20 protein-coding genes and 1 tRNA gene are annotated in these 18,478 nt (G+C 64.6%); 9 read left to right on the forward strand and 12 right to left on the reverse strand.

Annotation, left to right across the window (positions count from 1 at the left end):
* The first annotated feature begins 135 nt into the window (after positions 1 to 135).
* Entirely contained in the window at positions 136 to 1,041 is a 906-nt protein-coding gene (locus AC5RWA_RS19635; protein ID WP_079596126.1) for a PAC2 family protein, read from the forward strand.
* Positions 1,042 to 1,092: 51 nt separating this feature from the next.
* On the opposite strand, the gene mshC is transcribed toward AC5RWA_RS19635, so the two are convergent.
* Entirely contained in the window at positions 1,093 to 2,370 is a 1,278-nt protein-coding gene (gene mshC, locus AC5RWA_RS19640) for a cysteine--1-D-myo-inosityl 2-amino-2-deoxy-alpha-D-glucopyranoside ligase (RefSeq protein WP_115523478.1), read from the reverse strand.
* Positions 2,371 to 2,385: 15 nt separating this feature from the next.
* Positions 2,386 to 3,219 carry an undecaprenyl-diphosphate phosphatase gene (locus tag AC5RWA_RS19645; RefSeq protein WP_079596124.1) on the reverse strand — a complete coding sequence of 278 codons (834 nt, stop codon included), beginning with the start codon at positions 3,217 to 3,219 and terminating at the stop codon, positions 2,386 to 2,388.
* A gap of 52 nt (positions 3,220 to 3,271) precedes the next feature.
* Here AC5RWA_RS19645 and AC5RWA_RS19650 point away from each other — a divergent pair, with 52 nt between their 5' ends.
* Positions 3,272 to 4,207, forward strand: coding sequence for an aldo/keto reductase (locus AC5RWA_RS19650; protein WP_494058738.1), 936 nt, complete (start codon positions 3,272 to 3,274; stop codon positions 4,205 to 4,207).
* A gap of 10 nt (positions 4,208 to 4,217) precedes the next feature.
* On the opposite strand, the gene AC5RWA_RS19655 is transcribed toward AC5RWA_RS19650, so the two are convergent.
* Positions 4,218 to 4,484, reverse strand: coding sequence for a hypothetical protein (locus AC5RWA_RS19655; RefSeq protein ID WP_079596122.1), 267 nt, complete (start codon positions 4,482 to 4,484; stop codon positions 4,218 to 4,220).
* Positions 4,485 to 4,523: 39 nt separating this feature from the next.
* Between AC5RWA_RS19655 and AC5RWA_RS19660 the strand changes: the two genes are divergently transcribed.
* Positions 4,524 to 4,757, forward strand: coding sequence for a DUF5703 family protein (locus AC5RWA_RS19660; protein ID WP_013600973.1), 234 nt, complete (start codon positions 4,524 to 4,526; stop codon positions 4,755 to 4,757).
* A 77-nt stretch (positions 4,758 to 4,834) separates the two neighbouring features.
* On the opposite strand, the gene AC5RWA_RS19665 is transcribed toward AC5RWA_RS19660, so the two are convergent.
* Positions 4,835 to 5,995 (reverse strand): acyl-CoA dehydrogenase family protein, encoded by a 1,161-nt coding sequence (locus tag AC5RWA_RS19665; protein ID WP_494058739.1) that lies wholly within the window; start codon positions 5,993 to 5,995, stop codon positions 4,835 to 4,837.
* Positions 5,996 to 6,006: 11 nt separating this feature from the next.
* Complete coding sequence (locus AC5RWA_RS19670; RefSeq protein WP_079596120.1) at positions 6,007 to 7,311, reverse strand: M20/M25/M40 family metallo-hydrolase; 1,305 nt, start codon at positions 7,309 to 7,311, stop codon at positions 6,007 to 6,009.
* A gap of 170 nt (positions 7,312 to 7,481) precedes the next feature.
* Between AC5RWA_RS19670 and AC5RWA_RS19675 the strand changes: the two genes are divergently transcribed.
* A tRNA-Leu gene (locus tag AC5RWA_RS19675) sits at positions 7,482 to 7,564 on the forward strand.
* Between the two features lie 112 nt (positions 7,565 to 7,676).
* On the opposite strand, the gene AC5RWA_RS19680 is transcribed toward AC5RWA_RS19675, so the two are convergent.
* The 5 genes from AC5RWA_RS19680 to AC5RWA_RS19700 all read right to left on the reverse strand — a co-directional run bounded on the left by AC5RWA_RS19680 (position 7,677) and on the right by AC5RWA_RS19700 (position 11,557).
* Complete coding sequence (locus tag AC5RWA_RS19680) at positions 7,677 to 8,528, reverse strand: phosphotransferase family protein (RefSeq protein ID WP_494058740.1); 852 nt, start codon at positions 8,526 to 8,528, stop codon at positions 7,677 to 7,679.
* A gap of 128 nt (positions 8,529 to 8,656) precedes the next feature.
* Entirely contained in the window at positions 8,657 to 9,442 is a 786-nt protein-coding gene (locus AC5RWA_RS19685) for a DNA/RNA non-specific endonuclease (protein WP_494058741.1), read from the reverse strand.
* A 611-nt stretch (positions 9,443 to 10,053) separates the two neighbouring features.
* Positions 10,054 to 10,284: a helix-turn-helix domain-containing protein gene (locus AC5RWA_RS19690; protein WP_494058742.1), complete on the reverse strand. Its 231-nt coding sequence runs from the start codon at positions 10,282 to 10,284 to the stop codon at positions 10,054 to 10,056.
* Positions 10,284 to 10,877, reverse strand: coding sequence for a hypothetical protein (locus AC5RWA_RS19695; protein WP_494058777.1), 594 nt, complete (start codon positions 10,875 to 10,877; stop codon positions 10,284 to 10,286). Before AC5RWA_RS19695 ends, AC5RWA_RS19690 begins: the two co-directional genes overlap by 1 nt.
* A 182-nt stretch (positions 10,878 to 11,059) precedes the next feature.
* A complete protein-coding gene (locus AC5RWA_RS19700; protein ID WP_181884706.1) occupies positions 11,060 to 11,557 on the reverse strand; it encodes a DUF805 domain-containing protein in 498 nt (165 codons plus the stop codon).
* A 161-nt stretch (positions 11,558 to 11,718) separates the two neighbouring features.
* Between AC5RWA_RS19700 and AC5RWA_RS19705 the strand changes: the two genes are divergently transcribed.
* Positions 11,719 to 12,375: a GDSL-type esterase/lipase family protein gene (locus AC5RWA_RS19705; RefSeq protein ID WP_494058743.1), complete on the forward strand. Its 657-nt coding sequence runs from the start codon at positions 11,719 to 11,721 to the stop codon at positions 12,373 to 12,375.
* Between the two features lie 283 nt (positions 12,376 to 12,658).
* Here the strand turns inward: AC5RWA_RS19705 and AC5RWA_RS19710 are convergent, their stop codons facing one another.
* Both AC5RWA_RS19710 and AC5RWA_RS19715 read right to left on the reverse strand, forming a co-directional pair.
* Positions 12,659 to 13,630 carry a glycosyltransferase family 9 protein gene (locus tag AC5RWA_RS19710; RefSeq protein ID WP_275728197.1) on the reverse strand — a complete coding sequence of 324 codons (972 nt, stop codon included), beginning with the start codon at positions 13,628 to 13,630 and terminating at the stop codon, positions 12,659 to 12,661.
* Entirely contained in the window at positions 13,627 to 14,772 is a 1,146-nt protein-coding gene (locus tag AC5RWA_RS19715) for a glycosyltransferase family 9 protein (protein WP_494058744.1), read from the reverse strand. The genes AC5RWA_RS19710 and AC5RWA_RS19715 overlap by 4 nt, the downstream gene beginning before the upstream one ends.
* 209 nt (positions 14,773 to 14,981) lie before the next feature.
* Between AC5RWA_RS19715 and AC5RWA_RS19720 the strand changes: the two genes are divergently transcribed.
* The 4 genes from AC5RWA_RS19720 to AC5RWA_RS19735 all read left to right on the forward strand — a co-directional run bounded on the left by AC5RWA_RS19720 (position 14,982) and on the right by AC5RWA_RS19735 (position 18,444).
* Complete coding sequence (locus AC5RWA_RS19720) at positions 14,982 to 15,284, forward strand: DUF4193 domain-containing protein (RefSeq protein WP_066275770.1); 303 nt, start codon at positions 14,982 to 14,984, stop codon at positions 15,282 to 15,284.
* Positions 15,285 to 15,447: 163 nt separating this feature from the next.
* Positions 15,448 to 16,188 (forward strand): M50 family metallopeptidase, encoded by a 741-nt coding sequence (locus tag AC5RWA_RS19725; RefSeq protein WP_494058745.1) that lies wholly within the window; start codon positions 15,448 to 15,450, stop codon positions 16,186 to 16,188.
* A 9-nt stretch (positions 16,189 to 16,197) separates the two neighbouring features.
* On the forward strand, positions 16,198 to 17,289 hold the full coding sequence (locus AC5RWA_RS19730) for a glutathione S-transferase family protein (protein WP_494058746.1): 1,092 nt from the start codon (positions 16,198 to 16,200) through the stop codon (positions 17,287 to 17,289).
* Positions 17,290 to 17,319: 30 nt separating this feature from the next.
* Positions 17,320 to 18,444: a serine hydrolase domain-containing protein gene (locus AC5RWA_RS19735; protein WP_494058747.1), complete on the forward strand. Its 1,125-nt coding sequence runs from the start codon at positions 17,320 to 17,322 to the stop codon at positions 18,442 to 18,444.
* Positions 18,445 to 18,478: the final 34 nt, after the last annotated feature.

The following is an 18,478-nucleotide window of genomic DNA, read 5'->3' on the forward strand; positions in this document are numbered from 1 at the left end:
GACATGCTGGACGCCTCCTGCGGGCTACGCCCTTGGCGAATCCGGGCCCAATTCCTGCTGCCGGCCCCGGCTTCCGCGCATTTTGCGGCGCTTCATTCCATGCACTGGGAACGTCCTTGGACGTAGGGTGAAGAAATGAATAGCTTCGAGGGAGACACCACCGAACCGGGTGCCGGACCCGAGCGGGAACGGTTCCTGCAGCCAGTGGCTGACGGACAGCGGGTAACTGTGATGCTTGCCGCCTTTGAAGGCTGGAACGACGCCGGCGAGGCGGCGAGCGATTCGCTGCGGTACCTGAACAAGCTGTGGGGCGGCAAGAAGGTAGCGTCCATAGACGCCGACGAGTACTACGACTTTCAGTTCACCCGGCCCACTGTCCGTAGGAATGCCGCCGGCGAACGGAAAATCAAGTGGCCCTCCACGAGGATTTACAAGGCCAGCGCGCCGGACTCCAACGTGGACGTGATCTTTGTCCAGGGCACCGAGCCATCCTATAAATGGCGCGCCTACACCGCCGAGTTGTTGGTGCACGCGGAAGCCTTGAACGTGGATTACGTGGTACTGGTGGGGGCGCTGCTCGCTGATGTTCCGCACAGCAGGCCGATTCCGGTGAGCACGTCGTCCGATGACGCCCCGCTGCGGGAGCGCATGAACCTGGAAGCTTCGCAGTATGAAGGCCCGGTGGGCATCGTGGGTGTCCTGTCCGAAGTTGCCCTGCTGGCGGGGCTCCCTACGGTCTCGCTGTGGGCCGCCGTTCCGCACTATGTGGCGCAGGCGCCGTCACCCAAGGCCCAGCTGGCCCTGCTGCACCGGATAGAGGAGCTGTTGCAGGTCCCGCTGGACACCCACGAGCTGGCGGAGGAAGCGGACGCCTGGGAGCGCGGCGTGGACGAGCTGGCCACCGAGGACCCGGAGATCGCGGCCTATGTCCGGCAACTGGAGGAAGCCAAGGACACCGCCGACCTGCCGGAAGCCACGGGCGAGTCCATTGCGCGTGAGTTTGAACGCTATCTGAAGCGGCGGGGCCAGGACAGGCCCTGAGCCGGGCTGGGCCGCACCCGTTCCCGGCGCGTAAGGCCGGGAACGGAAAGGTCAGAGGCGGATGCCCAGGAGCGCGTCCACCGCGTCCCTGACCAAGGCCTGGTCCGCGGCGTTGGCGGCAGCGCCGCCGTCGTTCGCCTGCCGGGCCCAGCCGGAGACAGCCGCAACAGCCCCGGGGGCGTCGAGGTCCGCGGCAAGCGCCGCCCGCATCTCTGCGATCAGCGGCCCGGCGGAGCCTGCAGGGGTGTGGTCAAGTGCCCGCCGCCATGCCGTGAGGTCAGCCTTGGCGGCCGCGAAACCTTCATCCGTCCAGGACCAGTCGGAGCGGTAATGGTGGGTAAGGATGGCAAGCCGGATAGCGGCGGGATCCTCCCCTGCCGCCCGCAGCTTGGAGACGAGCACCAGGTTGCCCTTGGACTTGCTCATCTTTTCGCCGTCCAGCCCCACCATGCCCGCGTGGGCGTAGTGCCTGGCAAGCGGCACCCCTGCCAGTGAAAACGCGTGCCCGGCGCCCATCTCGTGGTGCGGGAAGATCAGGTCGGAGCCGCCGCCCTGGACGGTGAACGGCGAGGGCAGGTACTTCTGCGCGATGACGGTACATTCGATGTGCCAGCCGGGCCTGCCGGGCCCCAGGCTTCCGCCGGGCCAGCTCGGCTCGCCTTCGCGCTCCACCCGCCACAGCAGCGGATCCAGCGCCTGGCGCTTTCCGGCCCGCCCGGGGTCGCCGCCGCGTTCTGCGAAAAGCTCCAGCATGTCACTTTCGCCCAGCCCGGAAATGCTGCCCAGGGTCCACGCTTCCGGAGAGACGGACTGCTTGCCTGCGGCCTCGACGTCGTAATAGACATCCCCGTCCGGATCACCGTTGCTGCCCTGCACCTTGTAAGCCAACCCGAGGCTGACCAGGCGTTCCACCTCGGGAACGATCAGCCCGATGGATTCAACGGCACCCACGTAACGGTCCGGGGAAAGGACATTCAGCGCCTCCATGTCCGTGTGGAAGAGCTCAATCTGGCTGGCAGCCAGGTCCTGCCAGTCGACGCCGGTGGCGGAAGCGCGTTCCAGGAGCGGGTCGTCCACGTCTGTCACGTTCTGGACGTAGGAGACGTCCTGGCCGGCGTCCCGCCACGCCCTGTTCAGGAGGTCAAACGCCACATAGCTGGCCGCATGGCCCATGTGTGTTGCGTCGTACGGGGTGATCCCGCAGACGTACATGGAGGGCGCCGTTTCGGCCTCCAGCTCCACCTCGCGGCCTGCCGCGGTGTCGAACAACCGGATGGCAGGCATGTTTCCGGGCAGGGCAGGAACGGGGCGGGAAGTCCAGGATTTCACAGACCAAGCCTAGTGCTAGGCGCTGATGACACCGAAACCGAGAAGCAGGTACAGCGCGAGGCCCAGGAAGATCCGGTACCAGACGAACAGCCGGTAGCTGCGGGTGGACACGAACTTCAGGAACCAGCCGATGATGACGTAGCCCACCACCAGCGCGATGGCGGTGGCCAGTGCGGTTTCCGCCAGGCCGTAGGGGCCGGTGATGCCGTCCTTGGACACCACCTTGTACAGCTGGAACAGCCCGCTGCCGAACACCGCCGGGATGGCGAGCAGGAAGGAGTAGCGTGCCGCAGCCTCGCGGGTGTAGCCCATGAGGAGGCCGGCTGTTATGGTCCCGCCGGAGCGGGAGACGCCGGGAATCAGGGCCATGGCCTGGGCGAAGCCGTACAGGATGCCGTGCTTGTACGTCAGCATGTTGAGGTCGCGTTTCTGCTTGCCGACGGCATCGGCGACGGCGAGGAACAGGCCGAAGACGATCAGCATGGTGGCCACGATCCACATGCTGCGGAGGACGGACTCGATCTGGTCCTGGAACAGCAGTCCCAGGACGATGATCGGCAGGCTTCCCATGATGACCAGCCAGCCCATCCGGGCGTCAGGATCCTGGCGCGGCACTTTTCCGCTGAGTGAACCGGCCCAGGCCTTGACGATCCGGACGATGTCCCGCCAGAAATAGATCAGCACGGCAGTCTCGGTGCCCAGTTGGGTGATGGCGGTAAAAGCGGCGCCCGGGTCGGCGGCGTTGGGCAGGAATTGCCCCACGATCCGCAGATGCGCACTTGATGAAATCGGAAGAAATTCGGTCAGTCCCTGCACTAGGCCCAGCAGGGCCGCCTCAAACCAGTTCACGCTAAGACCCTACGTCATGGGCAGCAGGGGTTCTGCCCGTAAGCTTGCTGCTATGCAGCAGCGTTACGTCGGCAACAGTGGATTGCGAGTTTCATCCCTCTCACTTGGGACCATGGACTGGGCCGGCGAAACCGATGAACAGGACGCATCGGAACTGCTGCGCACCTTCCTCACCGCGGGCGGCCGGCACGTGGACACCGCTGCCTCATACTCGGACGGGCGTGCCGAGGCGATGTTGGGTTCCCTGTTGGGAGACGTGGTGGCGCGGACAGAGGTGACCATCTCCACCAAGGCGGGAATGACGACGCCGGATGGCCGGCGCGCCGTCGACACCTCGCGTAACGCGATGCTCACCGGCCTGGATGCGAGCCTTGCCAGGCTCGGGACGGACTACGTGGACATCTGGTTCGCGCAGGCCTGGGACGGCAATGTTCCGCTGGAGGAAACTTTGTCCGCCCTGGAATTCGCCGTCCGGACGGGACGGGCCCGATACGCCGGCGTGTCCAACTTCAACGGCTGGCAAACGGCCAAGGCAGCGGCGATCGCCGGGTTCCCGCTGGTGGCGGCGCAGGCCGAATACTCATTTCTGCAGCGCAAGCCGGAAGCCGAGCTGATCCCGGCGGTGGAGGATGCCGGCCTGGGCCTGATGGCGTGGGGGCCGTTGGGCCGCGGGGTGCTCACCGGAAAGTACCGCGGCAGCATCCCGGCGGGGTCCCGTGGGGCATCCGCGTCCGGGTCAGCCTACGTGTCGCCCTACCTTGACGAGAAGCCTTCGCGGACGGTCGAAGCAGTCTGCATGGCAGCGAAAGGGCTCGGCCGGACCCCGCAGGACGTCTCGCTCAGCTGGCTGCTGTCCCAGCACGGGGTAGCCACCGTGATTGTGGGTCCGCGGACGCCGGTGCAGCTGAAGGAGATACTCGAAGCCCAGCTGACGCCGTTGCCGCCCGAGATTGCCCGGGCGCTGGAGGATGTGTCAGCACCGCAATAGATTCGCGGTCCTATTCCTGGACGATTTCCAGGTCCTCGTCGTCGTCCACTCCGCTTTCTTCGTCCTCTTCATCCTCGTCATCAAAGACCTGAAGCGGCGTCACCTCGTTGTAGGCCTCATAGAGCGCGTCCTCGTACACTTCGAACGCGTCTGCGACGGCAAAAAACGCTGCCTCCACGGAGGGGTCACCATCTCCGCGGCGGTTGGATGCTGCTATAAGGTGTTCTTCCAAAGCGGTGGTCAGGGACTGAAGCGCGACACGCGGATCGATGCTCATGACTTCACGTTAGCCGGAAAAGGACGAAAATGGAGAGCAATGAAGGAACAATTTCTCACCAGCTCGGTCCAGCGGGAACGGGATTATTTGAGGCAGTACGAGTACCTCGTACTGACGGTAAGCCCTGACGATTCACTGCACGAGGCGCGGCGCCGGCTGGTGGAACACTCCGAGTACGGCAAGTGGGAGCTGGAGCGCAGCAAGCTGTATGTGGGCGGCGGACGGCGTTTCTGGCTCCGCCGACGCGTGATGCAGGTCCAGCGGACCGTCTAGTGGTTGCCTGTCCAGCGGACCGTCTAGTGGTTGCCTGTCCAGCGGACCGTCTAAGGGATCGCGGTCCAGCAGACCGACTAAGGCTCGAGTGGACCCAGCCAGGCGTTCGCCACGGTGTTGTGGGCCGATTCGTCGTCGGACGGGTGGAACATGCCTGCGAGGACGTCCCGGTAGAGCCGTTCCAGTTCGGATCCCCGGAAGTAGCTCGATCCGCCGCTGACCCGGATGGCCAGGTCCACCACCCGCCGCGCCGTTTCGGTGGCGTTGACTTTCAGTCCTACGAGTTTGGGGAACCACTGCGGGCCGTGGTCCGCCAGTGCGTCGACGTCGGACGCGACGGTTTTGAGCTGCGGGTAAAGGTTGTCCATGGCCATGGCAGCCTCGGCAACCTTCCAGCGGATGTCCGGGTCCTGCGCGTAGCTGCGTCCGCCGTTCTTGAACGAGGTGCGGCGCTTGACGGTTTCGACGCCTACGGCGAGGGCGCGCTCCCCCAGGCCGGTATAGACGGCGGCGAGGAGTGTTTCGAAGCAGGCGAAGATGGCGAAAATCAGGGGATCAGGGTTTGGTCCGACGGGGAGCTTGCGGAAGATCCGCTCCGCCGGGACCCGAACGCCTTCGAGGACCGTTGTGGAGGACTGGCTGGCGCGCATGCCCAGGGTGTCCCAGTCATCGAGGATGCGGTAACCGGCCGTGTCCCGGGTGATGAACCCGTGAACCAGTTCCCCGTCACCGTCCCTGGCCTCGGAATCCTTCCCGAAGATCCCGAGACGGGTCCAGGCCGGAGACAGGCTTGTGAAGATTTTGGTGCCGGTGAAGGAGTACCCGCCGTCGGGTGAGGGCGTTGCGGTGGTACGGGAGTCGAAGAGCACAGAGTCGTTGCCCGCTTCGGAGTTGCCGAAGGCGAAGATCTCCCCGTTGGCCGCTTCCTTCAGGACGAAGTCCAGGGACTGGTCCCCGCGGGCGCCGAGAACCTGCGCGACGCCGGTCCACACCAGGTGCACGTTGACGGCGAGGGCGGTGGCCGGGGCAGCCGTTGCCAGCCTCCGCTGGCACTGCGCCGCCGCTTCGAGCCCAAAGCCCATGCCGCCGTCGGACGTGGAAACAAATAACTTCAGGTAGCCGGCGGCAGCCAACTCCCGAAGGTCCTCATGGAAGAAGGTGTTGTCCCTGTCGTAGCCGGCAGCTCGGCCGCGGATCCGCTCCAGGAGGGAATCCGGGAGCAGCTCTTCGGGGGTCATGCCCGCCCCTGTCAGTAGTTGGTAAGCAGGGTGTTCAGCACCCTGGCGCCGAATTTGAGCGAGTCGGCAGGGACGCGCTCATCGACGCCGTGGAACATTCCGGTGAAGTCCAGTTCGTCCGGCAGCATCAGCGGCGCGAATCCGTAGCCGGTGATTCCGAGCCGGCTGAGTGACTTGTTGTCCGTCCCGCCGGAGAGGGTGTAGGGCAGGACTTTGGCGCCCGGGTCCTCGGAATGGAGTGCGTCGATCATGGAGTCCACCAGATTGCCGGCGAACGGCACCTCGAGGGAGACGTCCTGGTGGACGTAGCTGACGTCCACGCCGGTGCCGGCGAGTTCCCTCACGATCTCGAGGACATGTTCCTGCTGCCCGGGAAGAGTGCGGCAGTCGATGAGGGCCTCGGCCGATTCGGGGATGACATTGTGCTTGTAGCCGCCCTTGAGCAGCGTGGGGTTGGTGGTGTTCTGCAGGGTGGCGCCGACGAAACGCGACACCGTGCCCAGCTGGTCCAGCAGGCGGTCCGGATTGTCGGCGTCGAACTCAACGCCCGTGAGTTCCGTCACGCCGTCCAGGAACTGCCGGGTGGTGGGCGTCAGTTCGATGGGCCACTTGTATTCGCCGATGCGGGTCACCGCGGCCGCGAGGCGGGTGACGGCGTTGTCCGTGCTGATCTGGGAACCGTGGCCCGCCCGGCCGTGGGCCACGAGGCGGAGCCAGGAGATCCCCTTTTCGGCGGTTTGCAGCAGATACGTGCGCTGGCCGCCGATGGTGGCCGAGAAGCCTCCCACCTCCGAGATGGCTTCGGTGGCGCCTTCGAACAGTTCGGGGCGCTTGTCGACGGCGTAGCGGGCTCCGTAGGCGCCGCCGGCTTCCTCGTCAGCGAAGAAAGCGAAGATGATGTCCCGCTTGGGCTTCCTGCCCGAGCGGGCGAAGCTCCGCAGGACGGAGAGGATCATGGCGTCCATGTCCTTCATGTCGACGGCGCCGCGGCCCCAGATGAGGCCGTCCTTGAGTTCAGCGCCGAAGGGGTCCACCGACCACTGGTCCCGGAGGGCGGGCACGACGTCCAGGTGGCCGTGCACCACCAGGGCACTGGCGGAAGGATCCTCGCCGGCCATCCGGGTCACAACATTCGCCCGGCCGGGGGCGGATTCGAAGATTTCCGCCTCCATGCCGACTTCCTCAATCAGTCCGGCAGCGTATTCCGCAGCAGCCCGCTCCCCCGGCCCGGAGCCGTCGCCGTAGTTCGAGGTATCGATCCGGATGAGTTCCTGGCAGATCCGGACAACTTCATCCTCGGGCAGGACGTCAGGCATTGGGAGCTCCTCGTTAGGGAATGACTGGTTGGTATGCGCGAATTCGCTGCCCTCAGCCTACCCACTTGGCCCGATTCGTTGTTCCCGGAAAGTCGTGTTAGAGTTTTTCTCGCTGCTTCGGAGAGGCGCGAAACACTGAAAGGTGTGAACGGTTCCCCGAATTACCACCTGCGCGGGTGGCGGAATGGCAGACGCGCTAGCTTGAGGTGCTAGTCCTCGAAAGGGGGTGGGGGTTCAAGTCCCCCTCCGCGCACAAACGGAAGCCCCGGAAAATCAGTGATTTTCCGGGGCTTTTCTGTGTTTTGCCGGCAACTTCCATTGAGACGTTGCTCACAGTGCGCGTCCCCGGCTGCGGGCTACCCGAACTAAAATCGCTGCAGTGCCTGGCCGAGCATTTCGTGACCTTGTGCCTCGAATGCCTCATCCCCTACAAGGTGTGCCCACACGGATGTACCAATCGCTTCCCGCAGCAGGTCGATTCGCCATACGTGGGCGGAACGGGGATCGTCACCATACCCGTTCAGGAACTCCTCCTCGAGCGCCGGCATTTTCTGCCACTGCTGCACCGCCAACCGGCAAAAGTCCGTAGCTGCGGGTCGAAAATCGAAGCGGCCGAAGTCTATTGCCCGAAGCCTGCCCTTGTTGCTGATCCAGTTCCGCGGCTGCCAGTCTCCGTGGGTGGGAACAACGCGAATGGGCATCGGCTGATACTTCCGCAGATGTTCACGGGCCTGCTGTTCCACTGCTGGAGCGATCCGATGCTTGTGCTCCAGCCAGCCCGCCGCCTTCGCTGTTGCCCGCGCCTCATAGTGCTCGTCAACCCGGGTCTCCTGGCTGTGAATCAGCCTCAGCAATTCACCTGCTTGGGCATGGATGCCTGGGGACAGTTCATCCTCCGTACCCTCGACAAGTTCCCCTTCGAGGTACTGGAGCACCAAGAGGTTGGAGCTTCGGCTTGCGTGCAGCATTTCACCCACCCGGCCCCGGGTGAGGAGCGGACGCGTGTAGGAGCCGTGAGCCGTGATCTCCCTGCCGATGTGATGGTTTCCCGGCCCGGCAGGTTTGATAATCACGGTGGTGCCGGACGCCTTGACGTGAAGCACAGTTGTTAAGAGTTGCCTCCAGGACATGTCGGCAATAAGCGCCGGGGCGCCGAGCCATCCTTCTGCGAGCCTGGCCTGTTGCTCCGACAACCGCCCGCCATCCCACCGCGCCATCCCCGGAGTTTATCGCGGACCTCACCAACCGGGACCGGCATCGCGACGGGATCGGGCAGGCCGACGAGCGGCGCCGGAAGAACAACCAGGCTTAGGGCACACCTGCGCCCAGCAGGTCGAAATCCAGGTCAAGGTCCTCCGGCGATGTCAGCAGGCGCCAGGTGGAACCGACGCGGACCTCGCCGAGGCTGGCGGCGATCGGCATACGGTCCGCTTCCACGAGTTGCTCCAGCTCCAGGCCGCGGCACGTCCGGCAGGCCCGCAAGCTCGGGAGACTGGTCCACAACGTACCCGGTGGCTGCGGGATTCCCCTGGTGGACGAATACGGCGACCTTGAAGAAGCGCAGGGGAATCTCAACGCCCCGGTAGACCGGATCGATGTCGCTGAAGATCGGTCCCGTAAACACCACCAGTCGCCGGCGGTGGTCAGCCGCGTGGTCCAAAAGATAGGATTCCATGCCCAGCCACAGCTCCAGCCCCTGGTTGAATTTGGCTGCCTGGGGTGCCGCATTGGTGTAGTGGAATGTGTCCTGGTTCGCCCGGGCAGCCTCAGCCAGGGTATCCCCCCACACCGCGGACGCGCGACGAACCAGGTGCCCGCGGTCAATATCGTTCCGGGCATACACTCTCTCCCCCGTTTGCTGGTCCTCACTCAACCTGGGATCCATGCGCCAAGTGATTCCGGACCTGCCGAGGTCCCTGAGCTTGCTTCCATCGATCCCGAGTCCTGTAACGGCGGCAAGGCGTTTGTCCGGGCGCATCAGCACGGAGAAGTGTGTGTATGGCAGCAGGACCGACTCCACATTTTTCAACCCCGGCATTGGCACCGTCACGCCTAAGAAGTCCGCATCAAAGCCCCGTCGGTCCGAGTAGTCGTTGGCGGTCGCAGACTGGGCTGCCAGAAGTTCATCCATGGCCCGGACCATACCAGCACCATGTGACAGCCAACCGAACAGAGGGCTGCGGTCGATGGAGACCATGTGCTGGCACTCCAGTTGCCCATGCAGCCCTAGACTCAGGTTATGAGGAAGGGGTGGGGGATCCTGGGAATCATCGCGCTGGCCTTGTGCTCCGCGACAACGGGCTGCAGCACGGCATGTCCGGCGATCGGCTACATCAGCACGGTTGAAGTTCACCTGGAAGGGAACGCCGGGGCAGTCAATGAGGTCCAGCTGTGCAACGAACAAGGTTGCTCGCAACCGGAACCGACGGCAGGCCAACCCGTTCCCAGGAGGACAATCACAACGGAGTCGCTGGATCCAAGGGCGTCCCCGGCACCGGCAGTGGGCAGCCCTCCTCCGAATTTAATGTATGGGCGTAGGGCGGAGACAGCCAGGTGGGTTTTCACATTCCCATTTGGCGCGCCCCAGCACGTCACGGTCCGTGCGCTCACGACTGACGGTGGGGTGTTCGCTCAGCAGGACAACGCGTTGATCTGGACAAGGGTCGGCGGCACTCCGCCTTGCCCGGGGCCGATCACCACCCCTCCCATCAAGCTCCTGATGGATGGCAGCTGAGCAGGCAATCACGGGCGCGGATGCGCGGTGGTCAACAGATCACCTACGTTACAGTCGAGCACCTCACAGATGGCCGTGAGGGTTGAGAACCGGATGGCTTTAGCCCGGTCATTCTTCAGGACGGACAAATTCACCAGGTTGACGCCAACCCGCTTACTCAGCTCAGTCAGGGTCATTCCGCGGTCCGCCAGCAGTTCATCGAGCCGGCAGTGGATGTTCGAGAATTCCTCTGCCGGCATCAGACCAGGCCCTCGGTGTCCTTCTGCAGCCGGCCGCCGAACTGGAACACGCCGCCCACAAGCAGCATGGCGGTGCCCAGCAAAAACGGGACCGCGCTGAACTCCATCGAGAAATGGGCAGACTCCCCCGGAATCCGCCCATTGGCTCCGGCCAGGTCCGCAAGCAAGCTCCTGCCCAACCCATCGAGGAACTGGGCAATGGCCCCGACGACGACGAGGACAAAACCGCCGGAACCAATGATCCAGCCCGAACGCGGGGTAAACAGGACCTGGCTGCGCAGCCGGTACGCCAGCAGGAACACGATGGCCAGAATTACCAAGACAACCACCTGGTTTAACGCCCCCGCCCACGCCAGCAGCCCTGCCGGGCCGGAGGGAAGCACGGGGAAGGTTACCTCGAGGGCAGTAGCATGCCCGGTTGCCCCCAGGGACAAGCCATCCGCTACCCGGTTATCGGTCGTAACGGGAAGAGTGACAGTGGCCGCTACGGTAAAGGATCCCAGAATGCTCACTACCGTCCATGTTGTGGTGATGACCGCGGCAACGGCCACAGAAATCATGACCAGCAGCGCGTCAGTCCCGGACACAATCATCTTCCACCTGGCATCTGTCGCCGCAGGCCTGACCAGTTTCATTTTTCCCCCAGAATTATCGACTACCGTTATTACCGGTAATCGATAACCTAGTGCCCGGCATGGGCGGAATCAAGCTTCCCGCAACGCCGGCAAACGAGAGGGAGCCCGCCTCAGGCGAGCTCCCTCTTGCAAGGCCGGCGTCAGTAGCCGGTGGGCTGATCGAACCGTTGTCCCGCCGGGTTCGACGGCAGGATGGCCATCACCAGAAGAGCCAGGGCGCCAAGGATCGGCACCAGGATCACCAGAACGAGCCAGCCGCTCAGGTTGGCGTCGTGCAGCCGGCGGACCAGCAGCGCGATGGACGGAACAATGACCGCCAGGCCCCACACGATCATCAGGATGCTGCCCACGATTGCACCGGGCCCGGGCAGCGCCGTGCCGTTTGCGGCCACCGTAGCGCCGGGGGCTCCGGCCACCGAGGTGATGATGTTGAGGACCACGCCGACAAGGAAAGCGACAAGCGCCCACCACCAGTATTCGCTCCGGCTGGCGCGGCCCGAGAACGTGGCGTACTTCTTGAAGAAGCGGCGCACCGCTACGGGCAGGCTGGCGCCGTAGTGCGGCGCCCATAACGGCGGCTCGCCGGCTGCAGGCTGGTAGGACTGTTGCTGCGGACTGGGGTATTGCGGATAGCTCAAGGATTCCCCCCGGAATGTCAAAGTGATGAGACCAGCCCATCCTAGAGCCAGCAGCCTTAAAAAGTCCTTTCGATGGATAAACTTCATCTGAAATTCTTCCCCACGCGCCACCAGTGGCACCGGATCGAGTGTCCGGGCAGTATGGGTACATGGAGGCACCTTTGGCAGTCGAGCCCGGTCCCGGCCACGTCGTGCTGCTCGGCGATTCCATCTTTGACAACGCCGCCTACGTCGGCGGCGATCCCGACGTCGTCACGCAGCTACGCCAGGAACTCCCAGGGTGGCGGTGCAGCCTGGTGGCGGTCGACGGCGACGTCATGGCGGGCGTGGAGCGGCAGCTGGCTGCCGTGCCCCGGGATGCAACGCATCTGGTAGTCAGCGTTGGCGGAAACGACGCACTCGGGTACGCGCCATTGCTGCAGGAGCCGGCACCATCGGTGGCAGTGGCCCTCGCCATCCTGGCCAACGCCCAAAAGAGGTTCGGGTCAGAATACGACGCCGTAACTGACGCGCTGATGAATACGGGGCTGCCGGTTGCCGTCTGTACGATCTACGACACTCCCCCGTCAGGGCCGGACCAGGCCATCATCAAGGCGGCCCTGTGCCTCTTCAACGATTCCATCACCAGGGCGGCCTTTTCGCGGGGAGCGGGCCTGATCGATCTCCGGCTCGTCTGCACCGAGGATGGTGACTACGCCAACGCGATAGAGCCGTCGTCCCGGGGAGGGCTGAAGATTGCGCGGGCCATCGCTGCATTCGCAGCAGCGGATCACGGCACCCGTCCACCCATCGTGGTGACAGGCGGCCTGCCGCATTAGCGGCGGAATCGGCATCAGTGCGGCCGCAGCCTCCGTCGGGGACGCCTGCCATGTCCCTCGGGGTGTGAGCCGGCCGCGACAGGCCGGTACTCGACCCTTCGCATCCCGGTGCGGTCCTCCCGCTTCTGCTGCCGACGGGCCTTCCTCTCGGAGCGATCAATGGCAGACAGAATGCTCAGCGTTACCGCTACCCACAGCACCGCAGCCAACAACACCAAGGCAATCTCCATATCAGTGCCCATGCCTCTATTTTAGGCTTTGGGCGCCGCGATGCACCGTGCTGCTAGAACAATCCCAGCTCCCGGACTGCTGCCAGGACGTCCGGCACTTGCACCGCCAGCAACGCAGGATCCGGTTGTCCGGAGAACGTATCCCCCAGCCGCAGTTCGGCCTTCGTCAGGACAACATGGGGTCCCGGCGGTGGTCCCCAAATCTCGGGCGGCGCGGGTCCGAACAGCACCACCGACGGCGTACCGTACGCCGAAGCCAGGTGCGCCGCGCCGGTATCAGCCGAGATCACCAGGCGGGCGGCGGCGATGGTGGCCGCGAACTCCCCCAGTGAAAGGTGACCGGCCAGTACCGCTTCCGGCGGCAGCCCGGCACGGCTGCAGACTTCCACCGCGCGCTCCTTTTCCGAATTGCCCCCCGTGAAGACAATGTTGTGGCCGGCGTCAGCCAGCGCGGCGGCAACGGCAGCAAACCGCTCCGCCGGCCAAAGCCGGCTGCCGTACGCCGCCCCCACATGGAGGACCGTGGCGCCCGGAACAGGGCTGGGAACGTGCGGCAGGTTCAGCTGCACATCCAGCGGGTCCGCTTCAATGCCGTGCCACTCCAGGAGCCGGACCCACCGTTCCCGTTCATGGAGTTCACCACGCCAGGGCGGTCCGTCCCGGAACTGGCTCCGATGCCCTATGGTGTGCCGCGCCTGGAGGGCTTCAATCCGCCCCTGGCTCTCGGGACCGCTGCCGTGGAGGTTGACGGCAACGTCCACCACGCCTGGTTCCATGGCGAGCGGCTCGTCGAGGCCGTGGGTGGGCAGCAGTTCATAGCCGCCCACCAGTCCCAGGGCCTCCGATAGCCAACCCTGGGCCGCATACCGGAGCCGGTGCTCCGGGAATGCCCGGCGGAGTGCCTTCAGCGCGGGCACCGCAACCAGCAGATCACCCAGCTTCAGGGCGCGCAGAACCAGGAGCTCGGGCTTCCCGTCGATCATGCTGTTGGTGCCGGCATGCTCCAACCCTTCCCCGCCGCTCATGCATCCTGCTTTGCTGCTCCGGTGGCCACGAGGCTTCGGACGTCCTCGTAAACATCACGCACCTCGATCCCTGCCACGACGGAGTCATCGTGGGGGCAGCGGGGCGCCGTCCAGCCAACCTGGGTGACGTCTATCCCGCAGGTAGGGCAGGCAGTCACCCAGGACGCATGGATCCTGTGCAGGCTACGGCCCAGTGCCCCGGCGTTGATAACATTTCCTGCCCAAAAAATTCCTACGGTGGGCACCCCGAGTGCCTGCGCAAGATGGCGGGGGCCGCTGTCATTGCCCACCACCACGGCCGCATTAGCCAAAAGCGCCACGAGGCCGGACATCTCCAATTTCCCGGCCACGGATTTGACGGCCCCTGATGCCGCAAGGCCGGCAATCCGTTCCGCCAACTCCTGCTCGCTCGTGTCCCCGACAACCATCACCCGGTAGCCGTCCGCGGCGCAGGCGGCGGCAAGTTCAGCAAACCGCTCAGCCGGCCAACGACGGCGGGGATCAGTTGCGCCCGGATGGATCACCACGAGGGGCTGGCTGGCGTCGTTGTCCTTCCCTGCAGGACCGGGCGACAGTCCCTCAACAGGCTCAAGCCGCGCTTCAAGGTCAACGGGGAAAGCCCCCGCAAATCCCGCCACCTCCACCGCCCGCAGGGGCTCGTGCTGGTAGTAGAGGTAGGGAACGGTCCGTTCCAGGCTGGAGGCGTCCGCTGTTCTGGTACCCACAGTGTGGCGCGCGCCCAACCGCAGCAGGAACGGGTTTGAATACCGGCCGCCGCCATGAACCTGGACGGCGAGGTCAAACCTGCGTGCGCGCATGTCCTCGAAGAACGTGTCCAGTTCCACAGGGTCTTCGCTTCCGGGCCGGACACCCTCGGAAAAAGGAAGGACGCACACTTCGTCCACCGGGCTCTTAACGGCCGCGAGCAGTGCCCTATGTATAGGAGTACCCAGGAGTGTGATGTCCGCTCCGGGATAGGCAGCCTTGAGGGCGGCCATCGCCGGGATGGCGAAAATCAGGTCACCGAGCCCGCCGCCGCGCAGCACAACGATCCTGGACACGTCATCGAACTTTTCCAGCACCGGCCCCACACCTGTGCCAACCTGCCCGGCACCGCCGAACTCCGCAGTGAGCTGCTCCACAAACGCCCCTTCGATTCGGGCGGAGACCGCGTCGCTATGCCGCGCCCTCCGCTGCTCGTGCGGCTACAACAGGTTATTCCCCTGAAGGCCGCCTCCTTTGAACCTTTACCCAGACGGCGGCAAATATACTCCGTCTATTGGGGAATACCCGCTTGATGCTGTACGTTTCATACGCGACAGGCGAACCAAAGAAAAGAGAAGCACCCAAAGTGGCAACCGATTACGATGAACTGCGCTCCGACGTCAAGGAATCGCAGGACAACTCACTCGAGCAGCTCCAGTCAGCAAATGCTCCCGACGCGCGCAGCGTTGTCCTTGAGCTGGATGAGGCTGACGGGCTCGACGGCGCGGGCGTTCCCGGAGGCGAATTTGTCGCCGAGGAGCTCGTGGTGCAGGTCATTCCGCAGGCCGAGGACGAGTTTACCTGCTACTCCTGCTTCCTGGTCCGTCACCGGTCCCAGATTGCCCGCCAGAAAGATGGCCACAGCTACTGCACCGAGTGCGAGGGCTAGTAAACACAGCCGCCAATGTGCTGCGGACACGTCCGCGGCACTGCCGGATCGAAAGGCACGCTGCACGCCGGCGTGCCTTTCGGCTTTAAGCCTGCACACAGCCTGCTCCAGTAACGTGGACGTTTATGGCTAAGAGTGGCAACGCGTCTTTCCGGAGGCCCGGATGAACATCCCCGGCGATCTTTGGCAGGCGTTGGCTGAATCATTCCGCCGCACGGACCTTCCTGCCATTTCCTTCACTGAGCTTTTGCTGGCGGTCGTGCTGGCAACCGCTTTGTCCATTCCCAGCCGCTCCTGGAAGTACTTTGGCCTGTTGGCCACGGCTGTCCATGAGCTGGGCCATGCTGTTGCCGCCCTCACGAGCGGGCAGCGGTTGTCCGGAATACGGTTGCGGCTGGACCACTCGGGAACCACCACCTCCTACAGCCGGAGCCGGCTTGCCGCCGCCTGGTCATGTTTCTGGGGGTATCCGGTTCCGGCGATCGTCGGTGCGGCGTTTGTGATGTGCGGCTTCAGCGGCTGGGGGCCAGCGTCCATCGCGGGCAGCGCCGTCGCCCTGGCTGCCTCGCTTCTTTTCATCCGCAACCTGGCAGGCTTCCTCATCACTGCCGTCGCGATTGTTGGCGGGCTGACGATGATCCTCGTGGTGCCGGATGCCTTTGTGGGGCATGTGGCGGTCATCCTGGGCCTGGCACTGCTGGTGGGCGCCGTACGGGACCTGACCAAACTGGCAAACGTCCACGTCCGCAGAAGGGAGCGGCTTTCCACGTCTGATGCATACCTGCTCTACCGGGCTACTGCCGTGCCTTCCGCCATCTGGATCACCCTTTTTGCTGCCCTGGTCGGCGGCTCCTGGTTCGTGGCGTGGCAGCCGATCTCCACGGTCCTGCTCCGGGGCGCATAGGCTTATGCCATGAGCCAGGAAACGGACAGCATCCAGCAGGCCGCCGATGGTAAGACGGCCGAACACAGCACCCGCGGCGCGTATGTGACCGGCGGCGCAGAATTCACCCGGGACACAAACTACATAGAGGACCGCATCACCCGGGACGGCAGGCCGGGCGACAATGGCGAACCGGGCTGGCCGGTTGAAGCGGGGCGTTACCGCCTCATCGCAGCGCGGGCATGCCCGTGGGCCAACAGGGCTGTGATCGTCAGACGGCTGCTGGGCCTGGAGAACGCCATTTCCCTCGGCCAGCCAGGCCCCACCCATGATTCACGTTCGTGGACCTTCGACCTTGATCCCGGCGGCGTGGACCCGGTCCTGGGCATCGAACGCCTGCAGGAGGCCTACTTTAAACGCTTCCCCGGCTATCCCCGGGGGATTACCGTCCCGGCGATAGTGGACGTCCCAACGGGCGCCGTAGTAACCAACAACTTCCCTCAGATCACCCTCGACTTCTCCACCGAGTGGACCGAATTCCACCGGCCCGGCGCGCCGCAGCTGTACCCCGTGCACCTGCGGGAAGAGATCGACCAGGTGAACAAGCGGGTTTTCACCGAGGTAAATAACGGGGTGTACCGCTGCGGTTTCGCAGGTTCACAGGAGGCTTACGACTCCGCGTACGAACGCCTCTGGGCAGCCCTTGACTGGCTGGAAGAACGACTCACCCGCCAGCGCTACCTGGTGAGTGACACCATTACGGAAGCCGATGTGCGGCTTTTCACCACGCTGGCCAGGTTCGATGCGGTCTACCACGGGCACTTCAAATGCAACCGGCAGAAACTGAGCGAGATGCCCGCGTTATGGGCTTACGCGAGGGACCTCTTCCAGACACCCGGCTTTGGTGACACCACGGATTTCGTCCAGATCAAGCAGCACTATTACATCGTCCACGAGGACATTAACCCCACGGGCATTGTTCCAGCCGGACCAGACCTGCGCGGATGGCTGGAGGATCACGGCAGGGAATCCCTGGGCGGCCGGCCGTTTGGGGACGGGACGCCTCCGGGCCCCGTCAGGCAAGGAGAAGAAGTAGCAGCGGGACACGGTCCGCAGACGTAGCGGAAAGCGCTTTCTAGCTAAACTGTCCGGGTGCAGACTTTTCAAGGCTTCGTAGCGCCCGGATTCGACAACGTGCTTGAACTGTTCGAGTCCCTCCTTCTAGACGATCCGAATTACAGCGCACAGCTTGCCGCCTACCATCGTGGAGCGCCCGTGGTTAACCTCACCGGCGGTCCGGATATGACACCGGAGACGGTGACCGGCGCCTATTCCTGCTCCAAGGGTGTCGCGGCGATGGTGATCGCACTGCTGGTCCAGGACGGCCTGCTGGACCTCGACACCACGGTGGCCCACTACTGGCCCGAGTTTGCCGTGCATGGCAAGGACCGGCTCCTGGTGCGCGAGGCACTCTCCCACCAGGCCGGCCTTATGGGACTGGAGGGCGGCTTTGACCTGGACGAATTCACAACTCCTGCCGCAGCGGCGCGGCTGGCGGCGGCCCGCCCCTCATGGCAGCCGGGCCGGCAGTTTGGCTATCACGCCCTGACAATCGGCATCATCATGGAAGAGCTCTGCCGCCGCACAGCAGGGGAATCGCTCCAAAGTGTCTACGAGCGGAGGATCCGCACACCGGAGGGCGTTGATTTTTTCCTGGGCCTTCCCGCGGACCTGGAACCGCGCTACCGGGACGTGATCTACCAGGACGCCGTGGACCAAGACACCGCGGAGGAGCCATGGCTGGATCCGCTCAGCCTCGAGGGCCTGAACAGCAATGCGCCCATCAGCGGCATCATGGAGCTTCCCAACTTCCGGTCCGTCCGTGCTGCGGGAATGTCCGCGGCCGGAGGTGTGGGATCGGCCGAAGGGTTGGCCAGGCTGTATGCCGCCGCAACCACCGGCATCGGAAACCGGCATCCGTTCCTCTCCCCCGAAACCGTCGACGTCATGTCCCGCGAACAGGTCTGGGGCCTGGACCGGTCCTCAGGGCTGGACAATGCCTTCGCCGTCGTCTTCATGAAGCCGCACCCCTCGCGGAACTTCGGCAGCCACCGCGCGTTCGGCCACGAGGGAGCCAACGCCGCCTTGGGCTTCGCTGATCCCGCCTACGCGCTGGCCTTTGGCTACATTCCGCGGCGGCAGGAGGACGGGCGAACGCCCGGGAAGGCCCACCGGCTGGCTGCTGAGCTCCGCCGCTCGGCAGCAAAACTTCCCTAGGTCCCCCGTTCCCCAGGGTTTCTTGACGCCCTGA

The sequence above is a fragment of the Arthrobacter sp. 210 2 genome (assembly GCF_059093025.1).

Bases quoted from the DNA above. Each gene is read 5' to 3' on its own strand.
- AC5RWA_RS19635 (WP_079596126.1), top strand. From the start codon at position 136: ATGAATAGCTTCGAGGGAGACACCACCGAACCGGGTGCCGGACCCGAG.
- AC5RWA_RS19650 (WP_494058738.1), top strand. From the start codon at position 3,272: ATGCAGCAGCGTTACGTCGGCAACAGTGGATTGCGAGTTTCATCCCTC.
- AC5RWA_RS19655 (WP_079596122.1), bottom strand. From the start codon at position 4,484: ATGAGCATCGATCCGCGTGTCGCGCTTCAGTCCCTGACCACCGCTTTG.
- AC5RWA_RS19660 (WP_013600973.1), top strand. From the start codon at position 4,524: ATGAAGGAACAATTTCTCACCAGCTCGGTCCAGCGGGAACGGGATTAT.
- AC5RWA_RS19665 (WP_494058739.1), bottom strand. From the start codon at position 5,995: ATGACCCCCGAAGAGCTGCTCCCGGATTCCCTCCTGGAGCGGATCCGC.
- AC5RWA_RS19670 (WP_079596120.1), bottom strand. From the start codon at position 7,311: ATGCCTGACGTCCTGCCCGAGGATGAAGTTGTCCGGATCTGCCAGGAA.
- AC5RWA_RS19680 (WP_494058740.1), bottom strand. From the start codon at position 8,528: ATGGCGCGGTGGGATGGCGGGCGGTTGTCGGAGCAACAGGCCAGGCTC.
- AC5RWA_RS19685 (WP_494058741.1), bottom strand. From the start codon at position 9,442: ATGGATGAACTTCTGGCAGCCCAGTCTGCGACCGCCAACGACTACTCG.
- AC5RWA_RS19690 (WP_494058742.1), bottom strand. From the start codon at position 10,284: ATGCCGGCAGAGGAATTCTCGAACATCCACTGCCGGCTCGATGAACTG.
- AC5RWA_RS19695 (WP_494058777.1), bottom strand. From the start codon at position 10,877: ATGATTGTGTCCGGGACTGACGCGCTGCTGGTCATGATTTCTGTGGCC.
- AC5RWA_RS19710 (WP_275728197.1), bottom strand. From the start codon at position 13,630: ATGAGCGGCGGGGAAGGGTTGGAGCATGCCGGCACCAACAGCATGATC.
- AC5RWA_RS19725 (WP_494058745.1), top strand. From the start codon at position 15,448: ATGAACATCCCCGGCGATCTTTGGCAGGCGTTGGCTGAATCATTCCGC.
- AC5RWA_RS19730 (WP_494058746.1), top strand. From the start codon at position 16,198: ATGAGCCAGGAAACGGACAGCATCCAGCAGGCCGCCGATGGTAAGACG.